The 13,957-nt window shown below is 66.4% G+C and carries 16 protein-coding genes and 1 tRNA gene; 6 read left to right on the top strand and 11 right to left on the bottom strand.

Annotated features, from left to right (window positions below; all coding sequences use genetic code 11):
* Positions 1-23 precede the first annotated feature (23 nt).
* On the bottom strand, positions 24-662 hold the full coding sequence (locus G6N28_RS16185) for a hypothetical protein (RefSeq protein WP_163901935.1): 639 nt from the start codon (positions 660-662) through the stop codon (positions 24-26).
* Between the two features lie 219 nt (positions 663-881).
* Here G6N28_RS16185 and G6N28_RS16180 point away from each other — a divergent pair, with 219 nt between their 5' ends.
* A complete protein-coding gene (locus tag G6N28_RS16180) occupies positions 882-1,841 on the top strand; it encodes an IS481 family transposase (RefSeq protein ID WP_163901933.1) in 960 nt (319 codons plus the stop codon).
* 277 nt (positions 1,842-2,118) lie between these two features.
* On the opposite strand, the gene G6N28_RS16175 is transcribed toward G6N28_RS16180, so the two are convergent.
* The gene (locus tag G6N28_RS16175) at positions 2,119-2,421 is read right to left on the bottom strand and encodes a hypothetical protein (protein ID WP_163901931.1); all 303 of its coding nucleotides are present in this window, start codon (positions 2,419-2,421) and stop codon (positions 2,119-2,121) included.
* 68 nt (positions 2,422-2,489) lie between these two features.
* Positions 2,490-4,100 (bottom strand): VldE C-terminal domain-containing protein, encoded by a 1,611-nt coding sequence (locus G6N28_RS16170; RefSeq protein WP_163896473.1) that lies wholly within the window; start codon positions 4,098-4,100, stop codon positions 2,490-2,492.
* A 41-nt stretch (positions 4,101-4,141) separates the two neighbouring features.
* Between G6N28_RS16170 and G6N28_RS16165 the strand changes: the two genes are divergently transcribed.
* Positions 4,142-4,792: a tyrosine-type recombinase/integrase gene (locus tag G6N28_RS16165; protein ID WP_235674591.1), complete on the top strand. Its 651-nt coding sequence runs from the start codon at positions 4,142-4,144 to the stop codon at positions 4,790-4,792.
* A 32-nt stretch (positions 4,793-4,824) separates the two neighbouring features.
* Here the strand turns inward: G6N28_RS16165 and G6N28_RS16160 are convergent.
* The 5 genes from G6N28_RS16160 to G6N28_RS16140 all read right to left on the bottom strand — a co-directional run bounded on the left by G6N28_RS16160 (position 4,825) and on the right by G6N28_RS16140 (position 9,141).
* Positions 4,825-4,900, bottom strand: a tRNA-Ala gene (locus tag G6N28_RS16160).
* Between the two features lie 63 nt (positions 4,901-4,963).
* Positions 4,964-5,968, bottom strand: coding sequence for a divisome protein SepX/GlpR (gene sepX, locus G6N28_RS16155; RefSeq protein WP_163901929.1), 1,005 nt, complete (start codon positions 5,966-5,968; stop codon positions 4,964-4,966).
* A gap of 257 nt (positions 5,969-6,225) precedes the next feature.
* Complete coding sequence (locus G6N28_RS16150; RefSeq protein WP_179962095.1) at positions 6,226-6,879, bottom strand: GNAT family N-acetyltransferase; 654 nt, start codon at positions 6,877-6,879, stop codon at positions 6,226-6,228.
* A 14-nt stretch (positions 6,880-6,893) separates the two neighbouring features.
* The gene (glp, locus tag G6N28_RS16145; RefSeq protein WP_163901927.1) at positions 6,894-8,162 is read right to left on the bottom strand and encodes a molybdotransferase-like divisome protein Glp; all 1,269 of its coding nucleotides are present in this window, start codon (positions 8,160-8,162) and stop codon (positions 6,894-6,896) included.
* A gap of 67 nt (positions 8,163-8,229) precedes the next feature.
* Entirely contained in the window at positions 8,230-9,141 is a 912-nt protein-coding gene (locus tag G6N28_RS16140) for a UTP--glucose-1-phosphate uridylyltransferase (protein WP_163901925.1), read from the bottom strand.
* Positions 9,142-9,207: 66 nt separating this feature from the next.
* Between G6N28_RS16140 and G6N28_RS16135 the strand changes: the two genes are divergently transcribed.
* The 4 genes from G6N28_RS16135 to mscL all read left to right on the top strand — a co-directional run bounded on the left by G6N28_RS16135 (position 9,208) and on the right by mscL (position 11,520).
* Positions 9,208-9,810, top strand: a complete 603-nt coding sequence (locus G6N28_RS16135) for a 5-formyltetrahydrofolate cyclo-ligase (protein WP_235674590.1) — start codon at positions 9,208-9,210, stop codon at positions 9,808-9,810.
* 72 nt (positions 9,811-9,882) lie between these two features.
* Positions 9,883-10,233 carry an FmdB family zinc ribbon protein gene (locus G6N28_RS16130; protein ID WP_163906311.1) on the top strand — a complete coding sequence of 117 codons (351 nt, stop codon included), beginning with the start codon at positions 9,883-9,885 and terminating at the stop codon, positions 10,231-10,233.
* 71 nt (positions 10,234-10,304) lie between these two features.
* Positions 10,305-10,955: an SAF domain-containing protein gene (locus G6N28_RS16125; RefSeq protein WP_163901920.1), complete on the top strand. Its 651-nt coding sequence runs from the start codon at positions 10,305-10,307 to the stop codon at positions 10,953-10,955.
* Between the two features lie 106 nt (positions 10,956-11,061).
* Positions 11,062-11,520, top strand: coding sequence for a large-conductance mechanosensitive channel protein MscL (mscL, locus tag G6N28_RS16120; RefSeq protein WP_163901918.1), 459 nt, complete (start codon positions 11,062-11,064; stop codon positions 11,518-11,520).
* Between the two features lie 63 nt (positions 11,521-11,583).
* Here the strand turns inward: mscL and G6N28_RS16115 are convergent, their stop codons facing one another.
* From G6N28_RS16115 to G6N28_RS26755, 3 genes are all read right to left on the bottom strand, one after another.
* Positions 11,584-12,228: a porin MspA gene (locus tag G6N28_RS16115; RefSeq protein ID WP_163901916.1), complete on the bottom strand. Its 645-nt coding sequence runs from the start codon at positions 12,226-12,228 to the stop codon at positions 11,584-11,586.
* Between the two features lie 498 nt (positions 12,229-12,726).
* Positions 12,727-13,371, bottom strand: a complete 645-nt coding sequence (locus G6N28_RS16110) for a porin MspA (RefSeq protein ID WP_163901914.1) — start codon at positions 13,369-13,371, stop codon at positions 12,727-12,729.
* A gap of 387 nt (positions 13,372-13,758) precedes the next feature.
* The gene (locus tag G6N28_RS26755) at positions 13,759-13,917 is read right to left on the bottom strand and encodes a hypothetical protein (RefSeq protein WP_170307900.1); all 159 of its coding nucleotides are present in this window, start codon (positions 13,915-13,917) and stop codon (positions 13,759-13,761) included.
* Positions 13,918-13,957 lie beyond the last annotated feature (40 nt).

Genomic DNA, 13,957 nt, shown 5'->3' with positions numbered 1-13,957 from the left:
GCCTTTTGGTGCGACTCTAGCTGCTAGAAGTCCTCCGCCGTGAAGTCGCGTAGCCCGTTGCTGTAGAACTCGAGTCCGCCGGCGCGGCGGTGCTGGAAGGCGAAGCACGTGTACAGGCCGGGCGTCGCGGCGTTGCTGCTGTCGGTCCAGGCGCACGCGGTCGGGTTGCCGTTCCGGTAAACGGTGTACGTCCACACTCCAGCCGTGAGTGTTGGGCGCAGCTCGAGGGTGTCGTTGTCGTCGTTGTCGTCGTCGGTGGCCGTCCCGACCGGCGTGATGGTGGCGCCGTTCTTGTGGAAGATCTGGCAGCCGCCGCTGCTGGCGCCGGAGTCCATGGTGAAGAACACGCCGTCGGTGAAGCTGGCGTCGGAGCCGTGCACGCCGCCGCCCATGCCGCGGTTGTTGCCGCCACTGGCCGCGTTCGCCGCGGTAACGAGTACCCGGTGCCGCAGCGTGGCCATCGCCGTCTGATATACACCCCCGCCATAGGTGTCACCCTCGACGCCGCCGGAGTCCAGCTCACGGATCACGGCGGCGCCGTCGACCTCAAAGCCGATGCCCCAGTTGACGAACACGCCCGTCGGATACGTCGAGGCGACCGGCACATAGGTCGGATCGCCAGGCACCGGCGTCACGTCGAGCATTCCGGTGGTCGCGTCCATCCGCAGAATCGTGCCGGGCTCCGCCTGCACCGGAGACGCAAGCTCGGCAGACCAGAACGACCATGGAGCTACGGCGGGCCACACAGTGACGTGCGTGATGAGTGGGGCGCTAGTTGTACCCGGTCATGACGTTGGTAGCAGGCGTGTTGGCTTGATGTGAGGAGAACCTCCGGGTGAGGTGTGGCTTGTCGAAGGCCCATCGCTAACCCGGAGGTTCTCGTGTCCCACGGTAATGCCCGCACCACGCTGCACGGCCGGATGCTGATCGTGCAGCGCCACCAACAAGGGTGGAAACAGGCACACATCGCCGCGGCGATGGGTATCTCGCGCAAGTGTGTTCACACCTGGATCAGCCGCTACGCCGCTGAAGGCGAGGCCGGATTGCACGATCGGTCCTCACGACCGCACCACTGCCCGACAAAGGCGTCAGCGCGCGTGGAGCGTCAGGTGATCGCTGCCCGGCGCAAGCATCGTCGGGGCCAGGACTGGCTGGGCCCCCAGCTCGGGCTGCCCGCGCGCACCGTCGGACGAATCCTGCGGCGCCGAAATGTGCCCTACCTGCGTGACTGCGATCCAATGACCGGCGCGGTGATCAAGGCATCGAAGGCCACCACACGGCGGTATGAACGCAACCATCCTGGTGAACTGGTCCACGTCGATGTCAAGAAACTCGGCCGCATCCCTGACGGAGGCGGGTGGCGCGCTCACGGGCGCAGCGAAGAGGTCCGCGGACGCGGCATCGGCTATGACTATGTCCACTCGATGGTCGATGATCACAGCCGGCTCGCGTACTCGGAGATCCATGCCGATGAAAAAGGACCGACCTGTGCCGAGTTCATCGCTCGCGCGGCGCGCTACTTTCAATCACAGGGCATTTCGCACATCGAACGCGTGATCACCGACAACCATCTGAGCTATCGACGCTCAGCACACGTGGCCGCCGTCATTGACCAGCTGCACGCCAAACACCTGTTCATCAAGCCGCACTGCCCATGGCAGAACGGCAAGGTGGAGCGCTATAACCGCACACTGCAATGCGAATGGTCATATCGCCGGGTGTTCGCCTCAAACGCCGACCGCACCCAAGCCCTTGCACCCTGGGTCGAGTTCTACAACACTCAACGCCGCCACAGCGCACTCCAGGGACTACCACCCATCAGCCGACTGCGACCAACCTGATGGCTGAGTACAGCTAGTCACCTCAACGACGTGCTGCTCTGGCCGATGGCCGTAGTCGACGGATGCGCGGCCTTCAATCGAATGGCCGGTCGGTTCGATGGCGCGGCCGCCGATGATTCGATCGGTGACGACGAACGTGTTCGCGGTGCCGTTCGGCCCCGGCGGACCGTCGTGGTACTGCACACCCAACCCGACTCCTGTGGGCCACTGCTCCACTCCGGCCGGGGCCACGTTCGTCAGCTCGATTTCGGGCACGGTGTCACACTCCTTAGCTGCATCACGTGGGTCGCTGGCCGCCAATCTGGTCCAGGGCCTCGATGAGCTGCCTCTCCCAATTCACAACCACCTGCCGCCGGGCGGCCTCCGGTACAAGCGCATACGCCACCTCGGTCATCAGCAGCAGCATGCCGGTCAAGCAATCGGCACACGGTTTGACCTCGTGTAGCACCACGGCGGCGATGCTTTCGACCTCGGCCGGCCCGTCGTCAAACGGCGTCAGCAGCAGGCGCAGGACTCTCGATCGGGTCAGAGGCCCGTACCCGGTTGTTCTCAGGTGCGGATCGCACTGGTGGGCGGTCATCATCCGACCCTCGCTGGACGGTGAGCGAGAGTTGCCTGCTGTTCGACGGCGTCGCGCAGGTCGAGCTCCTATGTGAGCCTGCCGATGTCGCTGATGCCGTTGAATATGTAGCTCTTGTTGCCGCCTCGGTCGGCCGCGGTGACGGGCACGTTCTGGCGTGAGCGCAGCGTGCGCCCGTACGCCTCGGGGGTGGTGCCGCCGGTGACGTTGCCGATCAGGAAAGAACTCGCGACGTTCGCGACGCCTTGGGCGATCTTGCCGCCCTGCTGAAACAGGCCGCTGATCAGCGATCCGGCCGCCCCGCCGAGCGGGCCACCGCCCAGCCCGAAACTCGCGGCAGTTGAGGCGAGGTTGCCCAGCGTGGCCGCACCGGACGAGATCGCCTGGTTCAGCGCGGGGTGGTTGTTGTTCCCGCCTCCCCCGCCGCCGCCGGGCGGCGGCGCCACCGTGGGCTGGATTGCGATCGACGGCGCCGGTCCCGCGCCCGGTGCTGGGCCGTGCGGAATCGTCGGCGTCGGTTCGCTCGGAGCGCCTGGCGCCGGGGCCGGTTCTGCCGGCCCTGATGGCGCGATGCGTTCACCGCCGGGGATCTGCTTGAGGTGCGCGTCAGGCACCTGCTGGAATCCGCCGGGCCGCGGCGGCGGGGTCGGCAGGATGCGTCGCGCCTCGAGCGCGGCGGCTGCTTCCATCGCCTGCGGCCGGTTGAGGATGTACTCGTCGCCGCCGGTCTGGTTCGACACCACAGACAGGCCGGGAGGAACCCGGCCGCCGATGTCGTGGGTCGCCGGGTAGCCGCCGCCGGTGGTGGCGATGTGTAGGTGGTTGAAGTGGTCTTTGACCTGCCACAGCGTCGCCGAGCGGTCGATGCCGAGCGTGTCGGCGTGACCCATGACGAACGAATAGATCTGGTCGCCGAGCGCCTTGCCCTGCGGTGTGTCCCAGTTCGGGATCATCACGTCGATCGCCAGACCGTTGGGGTGCCACTTCAGCGGATCTTGGCGGTATCCGCCGATCTCGCGGATCTGTGGGAACGTCGCGGCGATCGCCCGCGCGGTCGTGAGTGTGTTGACCTGCAGGCCGCGTTCGCTGCCGCGTGACCCGATCGACGGCAACATCTCGTAGGAGAGTTGGCCCGTCGAACCCGTGGTGGCTGCGCCGCCGCTGGTCAGTGCCGCGTAGTCGGTGCGGGCCTGTTCGGCCTCGCGGCGAGCCTTGTCGAGCGCGTTCTGCGCCGAGAGTCGCTGCGATTCCTTGGCATCCGCCGGTAGCTCGTTGAGCCGGGCCAACGCAACGGCGACGGCGTTGTCCTTGTCGGTGATGCGGTCCTGGCCTTCGCGTAACTGCTTCGGCGTCGCCGCCTTCGTCGCTGAGGTCGCGTCGCCTGGCTGGCCGAGCAGCGTGGCGAACGGGCCGTCGTTGCCGAGGAAGAACCCCGCCGACTTCGCCGCGGCCTGAAACCACTCGTTGTCGGGTGAGAGGATGCTGTTCTCGAGGCCGACGAGGCCGAGCGCACCCTTCCACAGCGACGTGCCGAGCCGGGTCACCGCGCCGGCGGCGAAGTTACCCAGCCAGTCGATCGTGTTGTTGCCCCAGTTGGCGAGGTTCTCAGTGGGATTGGAACTGTTCAGCGATCCGACCAGCCCCCACAAGCCAGGAATGCCGGCTGCGCGGTCGGCCAACGACTGCCCGCCGCCGGATCCCGCGCAACCCGTGCGACGGTGTGAAGCTGCCGAAACGCAAGCACGCTGACCGTGGCTATCTGAGCCATGCGCAGGTTGCGGCGCTCGCCGGGGCCGTCGACCGCCATCCCGAGGTTGTCCGATTCCTCTCCTATACCGGCCTTCGGTGGGGTGAGATGGCGGCGCTGCGCGTGCAGGACTTCGATATGTTGCGGCGCCGGGTGAACGTGTCGCGTTCGGTCACCGAGTCGGGCGGCCTGGTGTGGAGCACTCCGAAGACGTGGGAGCGTCGCTCGGTGCCGTTCCCTGCGTCGCTGGCCGACGAGCTCGCGGCGCTGATGGCCGGCAATGCCCGCGACGCGCTGGTGTTCACCGATATGCGCGGCGGCGTGCTGCGCAATTCCAACTACCGCGCGCGTGTGTTCGGGCCCGCGGTGAAGGTCTGCCAGAAGGCCGACGACACATTCCCATCGATCACTCCCCACGATCTGCGGCACACTGCGGCGAGCCTTGCGGTATCGGCGGGCGCGAATGTCAAAGCGGTGCAACGGATGCTCGGCCACGCCAAGGCGTCGATGACGCTCGACGTTTACGCCGACTTTTTCGACGACGATCTGGACATCGTTGCGGACAATCTCGACGCGGCAATCAAATCTGCTGCGGACCAGCTGCGGACTGGCTCGAAGCGATGACGCGCCGAGGCGGCGAATCCGCTGCCCAATCGTGGTGGAGCTAAGGGGAATCGAACCCCTGACCTACTCGATGCGAACGAGTCGCGCTACCAACTGCGCCATAGCCCCTGGTACCGATAGCAGGCTACCAGCCTGCCCGCGGCCCCCGAAAATCGATAACGAGAAGCCGGCTTACTGACCCGCTGCCCTCGGCAGGTCGAAACCCCGAGCGAATGCCGTGTATTCCAGGTGCTCGAAGTCTGGATCCTCGTCGTCGATCTCCAGCACCACCGAGCCCGGGCGCCGAAGCCGCGACGGCACGACGTCGAGTTCGCCGTCGTGGGTGTTCGCCACACCGAGCCGCGACCGGGCGAGCCGCTGGGCTCTGCGCCGCCGTAGCCGCTCCTCGATGCGGGTCTGCCTGCGCAGATAGCCCAGGTAGAGCACCGTCACGCCGCCGACCGCGCCGCAGAGCCACCACAACGACGGTGTCAGGGTGGCCGCCGCGACGGCGGATGCCACTAGCATCGCCGTCATCGCCGTCAGCATCCGCTTGCGGAATTTGTACTTGCGGGCGCTCACCGCGGCGGCGGTCTTGGATTCGTGCCTGCGGCGTCGCGCGGCACTCATCGAATCGGCGAGCTTCAGGTCGGTCTCCGACGGCGCCTCCAGCCCCGACGAGTCGTCGACGTATTCGTACTCGTCGTCGGCACCCTCGGACTCACTGCGCGCCTCGACGGGCTCGTCATCGGCGGGCTCCTCGAATTCCAGTGTCAGCTCGCCGGTTTCGGCGTCGGGCTCCTCGGCGTCAGCCATCGCGGACTCGCCGACCGGCAGCGCGCCGGAGTCCTCCCCCACGACGTCGACGTCGAGGTACTCCGGCTCCGCGTCCTGCTCGACGTCGACCGCCGCCGCACGCACCAGCGATCGCTCGCGCGAGACCGGTTCGTCGTCGACGGCGTCGTCGAAGTCGTCGTCTTCGGCGGGGCGCCAGTCCGGGTCGCTGGCGTGGCCGGCCGCCGGCCGGGGCCGTCGCAACAGCCGGGCGTTGCGGCCGCTGTTGAGTACCCGCGTCGCCAGCGCCACGTCGCTGGTCCTGCGTACCGCGTCCCGCTTGCTGATCAGCATCGGGACGAGCACGAACAACCAGAGGATGACGAGGGATATCCACAGCAGGGATTGGGGGATGCTTGGCATTGCGCCTGCTCCTTTCCCCATCAGGCTAGGTCTGTGACCAGCGCATCCGTGGGCGGCGCGCCGAGACAATTACACACCTGTAATTCACTGCTGACAAGCACCACCAGCCACAAATGTCACATTTGTAACAAGGTCGTGTCGCGAAATCTGCACGAGGGTTGCAATTTGACCCCCGCGCACAGCCCTCCTGCACACCTCGCGAAAACGACGTCGCGGTGCCAGAAGCGACAACCGCGAGAGCGACGTCGCCAGGAGGGCTAAGCCCAGGCCGCGCGACCCCGGCGCACCAGCGTCGAGACCGCCGATCCGTCGATCTCCTCCACGGTGATCGCAACCAGCAGGTGGTCCCGCCACGCCCCGTCGACGTCGAGATAGCGGCGCAGCAGGCCTTCCTCGCGGAAGCCGACCTTTGCCAGCACCGCGCGGCTCGCCGCGTTCTCCGGCCGCACCGTCGCCTCGACGCGATGCAGCGAGACCGGGCCGAAGCAGTGGTCGACACCCAACGCCAACGCGGCGGTGGCCACCCCACCGCCGGTGACAGAGCTCGCCACCCAGTAACCGATCCAGGCCGACCGCAGCGCCCCGTGTGTCACGTTGCCGATCGTGAGCTGGCCGCAGAACTGGCCGTCGAGCTCGATGACATACGGCAGCATGCGACCCTTGCGGGCCTCCGCCCGCAGTCCCGAATACACCGTCGGCCACGCCGTAACGGCATGTCGGACATCCCAATCCATGCCTGTGGCGGGTTCCCACGGTTCCAAATGGGCCCGGTCGGCCACCCGGATGCGGCTCCATTGCGCGCCGTCGCGCAGCCGGACCGGCCGCAGCCGCACCATTCCGGCGGCGACCCGAAGCGGGCCTACGGGCAACGGCCAACCGGGGTGCTGGGAACTGGACCGCCAGAAGTTCACGTCGGCCGCGCTGATCAGCCGCGCTGGGCCAGGAACGCGACGTCGACGATTTCGCCCGTGCGGATCTGCTCGGCTTCGCTGGGCACGATCACCAGACAGTTGGCCTCGGCCAGCGTGGCCAGCAGGTGCGACGACGCCCCCGGCGCGCCGCCGAGCGCCTGCACCAAGTACTCACCGGTGTCCTGATCGCGCATCAGCTGCCCGCGCAGATAACCTCTTCGACCGGGCACCGAGCTGATCGGCGACAGCGTCCTGGCCTGCACGATCCGCCGATGCGCCTGGCGTCTGCCCAGCGACAACCGAATCAGCGGACGCACCATCACCTCGAACACCACCAACGCGCTGACCGGGTTGGCGGGTAGCAGAAACACCGGCACGCCTTCCGGCCCGAGCTGACCGAAGCCCTGAACCGAGCCGGGATGCATCGCGATGCGGGTGACTTCCATGTCACCCAGTTCGGTGAGCACCGACCGCACACCTTCGGCGGCGGCCCCACCGACCGCGCCGGCGATGACCAGTGCCTCCGCGCGGTTGAGTTGGCCCTCCACCACTTCCCGAAGCTTCACCGGGTTGGAGTCGACGATGCCCACCCGGTTCACCTCGGCGCCGGCGTCTCGGCCCGCGGCGGCCAACGCGTACGAGTTCACGTCGTACACCTGACCGTTGCCGGGTGTGCGGGAGATGTCGACCAGTTCACCGCCGACGCTGATCACCGACAGCCGCGGCCGCGGATGCACCAGCACGCGTTCGCGCCCCACCGCGGCGAGCAGCCCGACTTGCGCCGGTCCGATGATGGTGCCCGCCCGCACGGCGACGTCGCCGGGTTGCACGTCGTCGCCGGTGCGGCGGACATAGGCCCCGGAACGCACGCCGCGCAGCACGGTCACCCGCGAGTCACCGCCGTCGGTCCAGCGCAGCGGCAGCACCGCGTCGGCGAGCGTCGGCATCGGCGCGCCGGTCTGCACCCGCGCGGCTTGGCGTGGCTGCAGCCGGCTGGGGGTGCGTGCCCCCGCCTCGATGTACCCCATCACCGGCAGGCTGATCTCGCGCTCCGACGAGCCGTCGGCCCCGTCTTCGGAGTCGCCCGAGTCGACCCCGAGCACGTCCACGCTGCGCACGGCATATCCGTCGATGGCCGCCTGGTCGAACCCGGGCAGCGGACGCTCGGTGACCACCTCTTCGGCGCACATCAGCCCTTGGGCTTCCGCGATCGCCACCCGGACAGGCCGGGGAGCCACCGCGGCGGACGCTACCCGAGCCTGCTGCTCCTCCACCGAACGCACAACACGCCTTTCTGCCTTGCGGGGGCTCTCCCCATGTTGCCGACCGGGCGGCTGCGGGCGCGTGGATCTACCGTTCGGTCAAGCCCAGTCGCTCTACCAACCAGCGCCGCAATTCGGGCCCGTAGTCCTCGCGCTCCAATGCAAAGTCAACCGCAGCCTTGAGGTAGCCGCCGGGATTTCCCAGGTCGTGTCGAGAGCCGCGGTGCACGACCACGTGCACGGGATGGCCCTCGTCGATCATCAGCGCGATCGCGTCGGTCAGTTGGATTTCGCCACCCGCACCAGGCGCTACGCGCTTGATCGCATCGAACACCGCGCGGTCGAGGATGTAGCGGCCGGCGGCGGCATAGGGCGACGGCGCGTCCTCGGCCTTGGGCTTCTCGACCATGCCGTTGACCCGCAACACGTCGGGATTGTCCGCGTCGGGAACGGTTTCGACGTCGAACACGCCGTAGGCGCTGATGTCCTCGCTGGGGACCTCGATCGCGCACAGCACCGAGCCGCCGCGTTTGCTCCGGACCTTCGCCATCGTCTCGAGCACTCCGCTCGGCACCACCAGGTCGTCGGGCAAGAGCACCGCGATGGCGTCTTCGTCGGGGCCGAGCACGTTCTCGACACAACTGACCGCGTGCCCGAGACCGAGCGGTTCGGCCTGCACCACCGACTCGACCTTGATCAGTGCCGGTGCGCGGCGCACCTTTTCCAACATCGACTTCTTACCGCGGGCTTCCAGCGTGCCTTCCAGCACCAGATCCTCGACGAAGTGCGCGACGACGCTGTCCTTGCCCTCGGAGGTGACTATGACCAACCGCTCGGCGCCGGCCTCCGCTGCCTCCGCCGCCACCAGCTCGATGCCGGGGGTGTCCACCACCGGCAGCAGCTCTTTGGGCACGGTTTTGGTCGCAGGCAGGAATCGCGTCCCCAGCCCAGCCGCCGGGACCACCGCCGTGAGCGGTATCGCTTTCGAATGCCGTGTCATCGTTCACACATTAACCCCCTCGCGGTTGGTTTAACCTCCCAAGGTTCCTGGTTTGGAGGTGGTGCGGTGGGCGTGACGAAAGCCGACCTGCGCGCCACGATCCTTGCGACCCGCCGCGCGTCTCCGCCGCATGAGCACGACGCCGAGGCGCACGCCTTGGTCACGCATCTCGCCACGCTCGTGTCCGACGCCCGGACCGTCTGCGCCTATGTGCCCGTCGGCTCCGAGCCGGGCTCAACGGAACTCGTCGATGCGCTATACCGCCGAGGGGTCCGGGTGTTGCTTCCGGTGGCGCGCCATGACGCGGCGGGTGTCCCGCTGCCCCTGCAGTGGGGTGAGTACCGGCCAGCCGGGTTGGTCGACGCGCGGTTCGGGCTGCGCGAGCCAGGACCGCCGTGGCTGGCCGCCGAAGCGATCGCGGAGGCGTCGATGATCCTGGTGCCCGCGCTGGCCGTCGACCGGACCGGGACGCGGCTCGGCCGGGGTGCGGGGTTCTACGACCGATCGCTACGGCTGGCCGCCCCGGGTGCGCGGATCATCGCGGTGGTGCGCGACGACGAGTTGATCGACGAGTTGCCCGCCGAGCCGCACGACATCCCGATGACTCACGCGCTGACGCCCCGCCGCGGCCTGGTCACGCTCGCGAAACCGGTCGACAAGCGGGAATGACGCAACCCACATAGCGGTTCTAGCACTTGACACGGTAGAGTGCTAAGTTGTTTGACCACCTCGGAGGTTCGCGTGCCCACCTACTCCTATGCGTGCACTGAATGCGATGACCGGTTCGACGCCGTGCAGTCCTTCAGCGACGCCACGCTGACCACATGTAAGAAGTGCAACGGCCGCCTGCGCAAGCTGTTCGGCAACGTGGGTGTGGTCTTCAAAGGCAGCGGGTTCTATCGCACCGACAGCCGAGAAGCGGGCAAGAGCTCCTCCAACGGCAAGTCGACCAGCTCGATGAGCGCCTCGTCGGAGAAGTCCGAGAAGTCGGAGAAGTCGAGTTCGGCCAGCGACTCCGGTTCGAGTTCCACCTCGTCGAGTTCGAGCTCGAGTTCGTCAAGTTCGACGCCGGCCGCCGCGGCGTCCAGCTAGCCTCCGGCGGTTATCCACAGGCGGGCGTCCAGCTCGCACCATCACGGCGATTCGCTGCCTAGTTTGGCGGTATGGGGGAATCTCTGAACCCGTCGGCGATGAGCCGACTTCATGACGCGCTACGCCCCGACTGGACCCGCACGTTGGCCGCGCGCCGCGTCGCGGCGGGTGTGCTTGTCGTGCTGGCCGCCGTCGCGGCCCTGCGTCCCGATCCCGACGACCAGCGGGTCGATGTCGTCGTCGCCGCGCACGATCTGGCGCCGGGCAGGAAACTCAGCGCCGCGGACGTCGACCTCGAATCCCGCTCCGCCACAATGATTCCGGACGGCACACACGCCGATCTGAGCGCCGTTGTCGGTGCGACGCTTGCCGGCCCGGCCCGGCGCGGCGAAGCGCTCACCGATGTCCGACTGCTCGGTCCGCGGCTGGCCGAATCGGCTGCGGGCCCCGACGCGCGAATCGTGCCGTTACGTCTCGAGGATCCGGCGCTGCTCGATCTCGTGCGCCCCGGCGACGTCGTCGACGTGCTGACGGCCGGTGCCGAGACGACGGCCAAACCCAGCGTGATCGCCACGAACGCGGTCGTGGTGGTGGTGTCCGAAAGGCCGACGGGCGCAGGCAGCGGTGGTGAGCGAGCGGTGTTGGTGGCGCTACCTGCCCGGGCTGCCAACGAAGTCGCGGCGGCCACGCTGGTTTCGGCCGTGACGCTCACCTTTCACTGATCACGAAACGCGGCGAGCTCACGTCGATCCGCCGTCAGCGCAGTTCCATCGGACTAACGTGGCATGTCTGTCAGCCAACACCACTGCACGGAGGGATCGAGACACCATGCTGAAGGGGTTCAAGGAATTTCTCGCTCGCGGCAACATCGTCGACCTGTCGGTCGCGGTGGTCATCGGCACGGCGTTTACCGGGCTGGTCACCCGTTTCACCGACAGCATCATCCAACCGTTGATCAATCGTGTTGGGGCGGGCGGTGAATCCGACTACGGCATTCTGCGAATCAACATCGGCGGTGGCGAGACCATCGATCTCAACATCCTGTTGTCCGGTCTGATCAACTTCATCCTGGTCGCCGCGGTGGTCTATTTCCTCGTGGTGGTGCCCTACAACAGGCTGCGCCAGCGGGGCGAGCTCGAGCAGGCTCAGGACACCGAACTGTCGCTGCTGACCGAGATCCGCAACATCCTCGCCGAAACCAACGGCTCCTCCGGCAAGCATGTCAGCGGCCCGGGCACCGGACCGAGTCCGGACACCGCGAAGACCACGAGCGCCGACAAGTCCTGAACCACAAGCGAAACGGCCCCCGGAGTTTCCGGGGGCCGTTGCCTGGGAGAATCTTCGCTTGCGTCAGTTCATGTTCCAGGGCTCGCCATACGTGGTAACGCTGTCCCCGGCCGAGGAGATCAACCGGGCAAACGGACGCAACAACACACCACCGGCAGCACCGGTCACCGTGCCATGAGCATTCGACACCGCCACACCGCCCTCAGGACCCTTGACGTCCACCGAGAACGTCGCGACCTCCTGAATACCCGGACCATTGCCCAGATCCGCGCTGATCGACGCGCCGGGAAACAGGTTCGGGGTGGTCAGGAAGCCATAACCCAGGGCGTCGAGCGGACCCAGCACCAACGGCGCCTGGTCGAACAACACGTTCGGAGTCGTGTAGCTGAAGTTGATGCCCACGCCTAACGACCACGGAAAGCCGATCTGATAACCCAACTCCAACGTGCCCTCGAACTCTTCGGCATCGGGGCCGGTCACGATGTACTCCGCTCGACCGGTATGAAACCACTCGCGGGTAAGCCGGTTGCGGTCCAACGGAAACACACCGTTGAGGAAGGTATCCCACTGCTGGATCGTCAACGTGCGATCCTGACCATCAACCAGGCTCAGCTCATTATCCAGGCCCGCGTGAGAGGTGCCCGTACTCACGAACAGAGACGCGACGGCCGCAACCAACGCGATCAGCACCCGACTGATTGCCTTCATGATCTCCCTAGCTATGTCGACGCCAAGCCCGGCTGGCCCAGCGTGGGTTGTCCGCTTCCCGAGGAGCCTCATGCGGTGCAGATGAGAGGCGCCACATGCTGCTCTTACGTTGTGCTCATCATTGACAGGAGGAACATAACGGTCGGATGGTGAACCGGCAACGCGAACGAGGCTTGCTCGCCTTCCCTTGCGCGGGTCGCGATCTCGACGTGTCGCTGACCGCGATGACAAATCTGTGGTTGCGATTTCGCGATCACTCAGCCCAGAACCGCACGTGACAAGCACTCGGCCCCGACGTCAACGGGCAGTCGCCCGCGCAAACGAAATTTTTGCAGACCCGCATGCGTCGGCGCCCCTTGTGATCAAGACCACTTAGCTCCCCTACTTTTATTCACCGTGCGGCAATCTCGGCGACATTTTGACGAAACCGACGAAAACGGCCCCCGGGGTTTCCGGGGGCCGTTGCCTGGGAGAATCTTCGCCTGCGTCAGTTCATCGTCAGTTCATGTTCCAGGGCTCGCCATACGTGGTGACGCTGTCACCGGCCGAGGAGATCAACCGGGCAAACGGACGCAACAACACACCACCGGCAGCACCGGTCACCGTGCCATGAGCATTCGACACCGCCACACCGCCCTCAGGACCCTTGACGTCCACCGAGAACGTCGCGACCTCCTGAATACCCGGACCATTGCCCAGATCCGCGCTGATCGACGCGCCGGGAAACAGGTTCGGGGTGGTCAGGAAGCCGAAGCCGAGGGCGTCGAGCGGACCCAGCACCAGCGGTGCCTGGTCGAACAACACGTTCGGGGTGGTGTAGCTGAAGTTGATGCCCACGCCTAACGACCACGGAAAGCCGATCTGATAACCCAGCTCCAACGTGCCCTCGAATTTGTTGGCGTTGGGGCCGGTCACGATGTACTCCGCTCGACCGGTATGAAACCACTCGCGGGTAAGCCGGTTGCGGTCCAACGGAAACACACCGTTGAGGAAGGTATCCCACTGCTGGATCGTCAACGTGCGATCCTGACCATCAACCAGGCTCAGCTCATTATCCAGGCCCGCGTGAGAGGTGCCCGTACTCACGAACAGAGACGCGACGGCCGCAACCAACGCGATCAGCACCCGACTGATTGCCTTCATGATCTCCCTAGCTATGTCGACGCCAAGCCCGGCTGGCCCAGCGTGCGTTGTCCCGTCGTGCCTGGCCGTACCGCTACACCACACACGACTCAGCAGCCCCATGTGATGCGAATGAGAAACCCCATACGCGGTACTTACGTCTTGCTCATCCTTCGACAGGAGGAACATAACGGTCGGTCAATTACCCCGGCAACGAGTGATCGCCCGCAGCCCGCGAATCGTTACTGACCTCCACATTTACCCAACCTGCGCGCGCCCGGATCGCTACTGGAACGCATGCCCAGCATAGGGGCCGCACGAAGCGACCCGTCATACCCCCTTCGGGTGACCACCTGGGCGGCCACGACCATCAGGCGCGGCCCGGCAAGTCGGTTCTCGGATCGCTGATCACTCGTGGTGAGGCGGCACGTTGTCTCGCAACCATCGCTCGTGTGCGACGTCCTGGCCGCGACGGGAAATGTCGTCCTCGTCAGTTTCTTTGGCCGGCAATGGATCACCGAAGATCTTGTCGATCTCCTCGCGCGAACGCTTGGGCACGTCTCCCATCGCGGGCCCCTTTGGTGTGATGAAGATCACAATGGATCAG

The organism is Mycolicibacterium pulveris (genome assembly GCF_010725725.1).
Classification (GTDB): domain Bacteria; phylum Actinomycetota; class Actinomycetes; order Mycobacteriales; family Mycobacteriaceae; genus Mycobacterium; species Mycobacterium pulveris.
Note: the sequence above shows the minus strand (reverse complement) of the source record. Positions and strands in the feature narration are given on the sequence as shown.

What these genes read in the sequence shown, in the direction of transcription:
- G6N28_RS16185 (WP_163901935.1), bottom strand. Translation starts at nt 662, where the DNA reads ATGGACGCGACCACCGGAATGCTCGACGTGACGCCGGTGCCTGGCGAT.
- G6N28_RS16175 (WP_163901931.1), bottom strand. Translation starts at nt 2,421, where the DNA reads ATGACCGCCCACCAGTGCGATCCGCACCTGAGAACAACCGGGTACGGG.
- sepX (WP_163901929.1), bottom strand. Translation starts at nt 5,968, where the DNA reads ATGCCAAGCATCCCCCAATCCCTGCTGTGGATATCCCTCGTCATCCTC.
- G6N28_RS16140 (WP_163901925.1), bottom strand. Translation starts at nt 9,141, where the DNA reads ATGACACGGCATTCGAAAGCGATACCGCTCACGGCGGTGGTCCCGGCG.
- G6N28_RS16125 (WP_163901920.1), top strand. Translation starts at nt 10,305, where the DNA reads ATGGGGGAATCTCTGAACCCGTCGGCGATGAGCCGACTTCATGACGCG.
- mscL (WP_163901918.1), top strand. Translation starts at nt 11,062, where the DNA reads ATGCTGAAGGGGTTCAAGGAATTTCTCGCTCGCGGCAACATCGTCGAC.
- G6N28_RS16115 (WP_163901916.1), bottom strand. Translation starts at nt 12,228, where the DNA reads ATGAAGGCAATCAGTCGGGTGCTGATCGCGTTGGTTGCGGCCGTCGCG.
- G6N28_RS16110 (WP_163901914.1), bottom strand. Translation starts at nt 13,371, where the DNA reads ATGAAGGCAATCAGTCGGGTGCTGATCGCGTTGGTTGCGGCCGTCGCG.
- G6N28_RS26755 (WP_170307900.1), bottom strand. Translation starts at nt 13,917, where the DNA reads ATGGGAGACGTGCCCAAGCGTTCGCGCGAGGAGATCGACAAGATCTTC.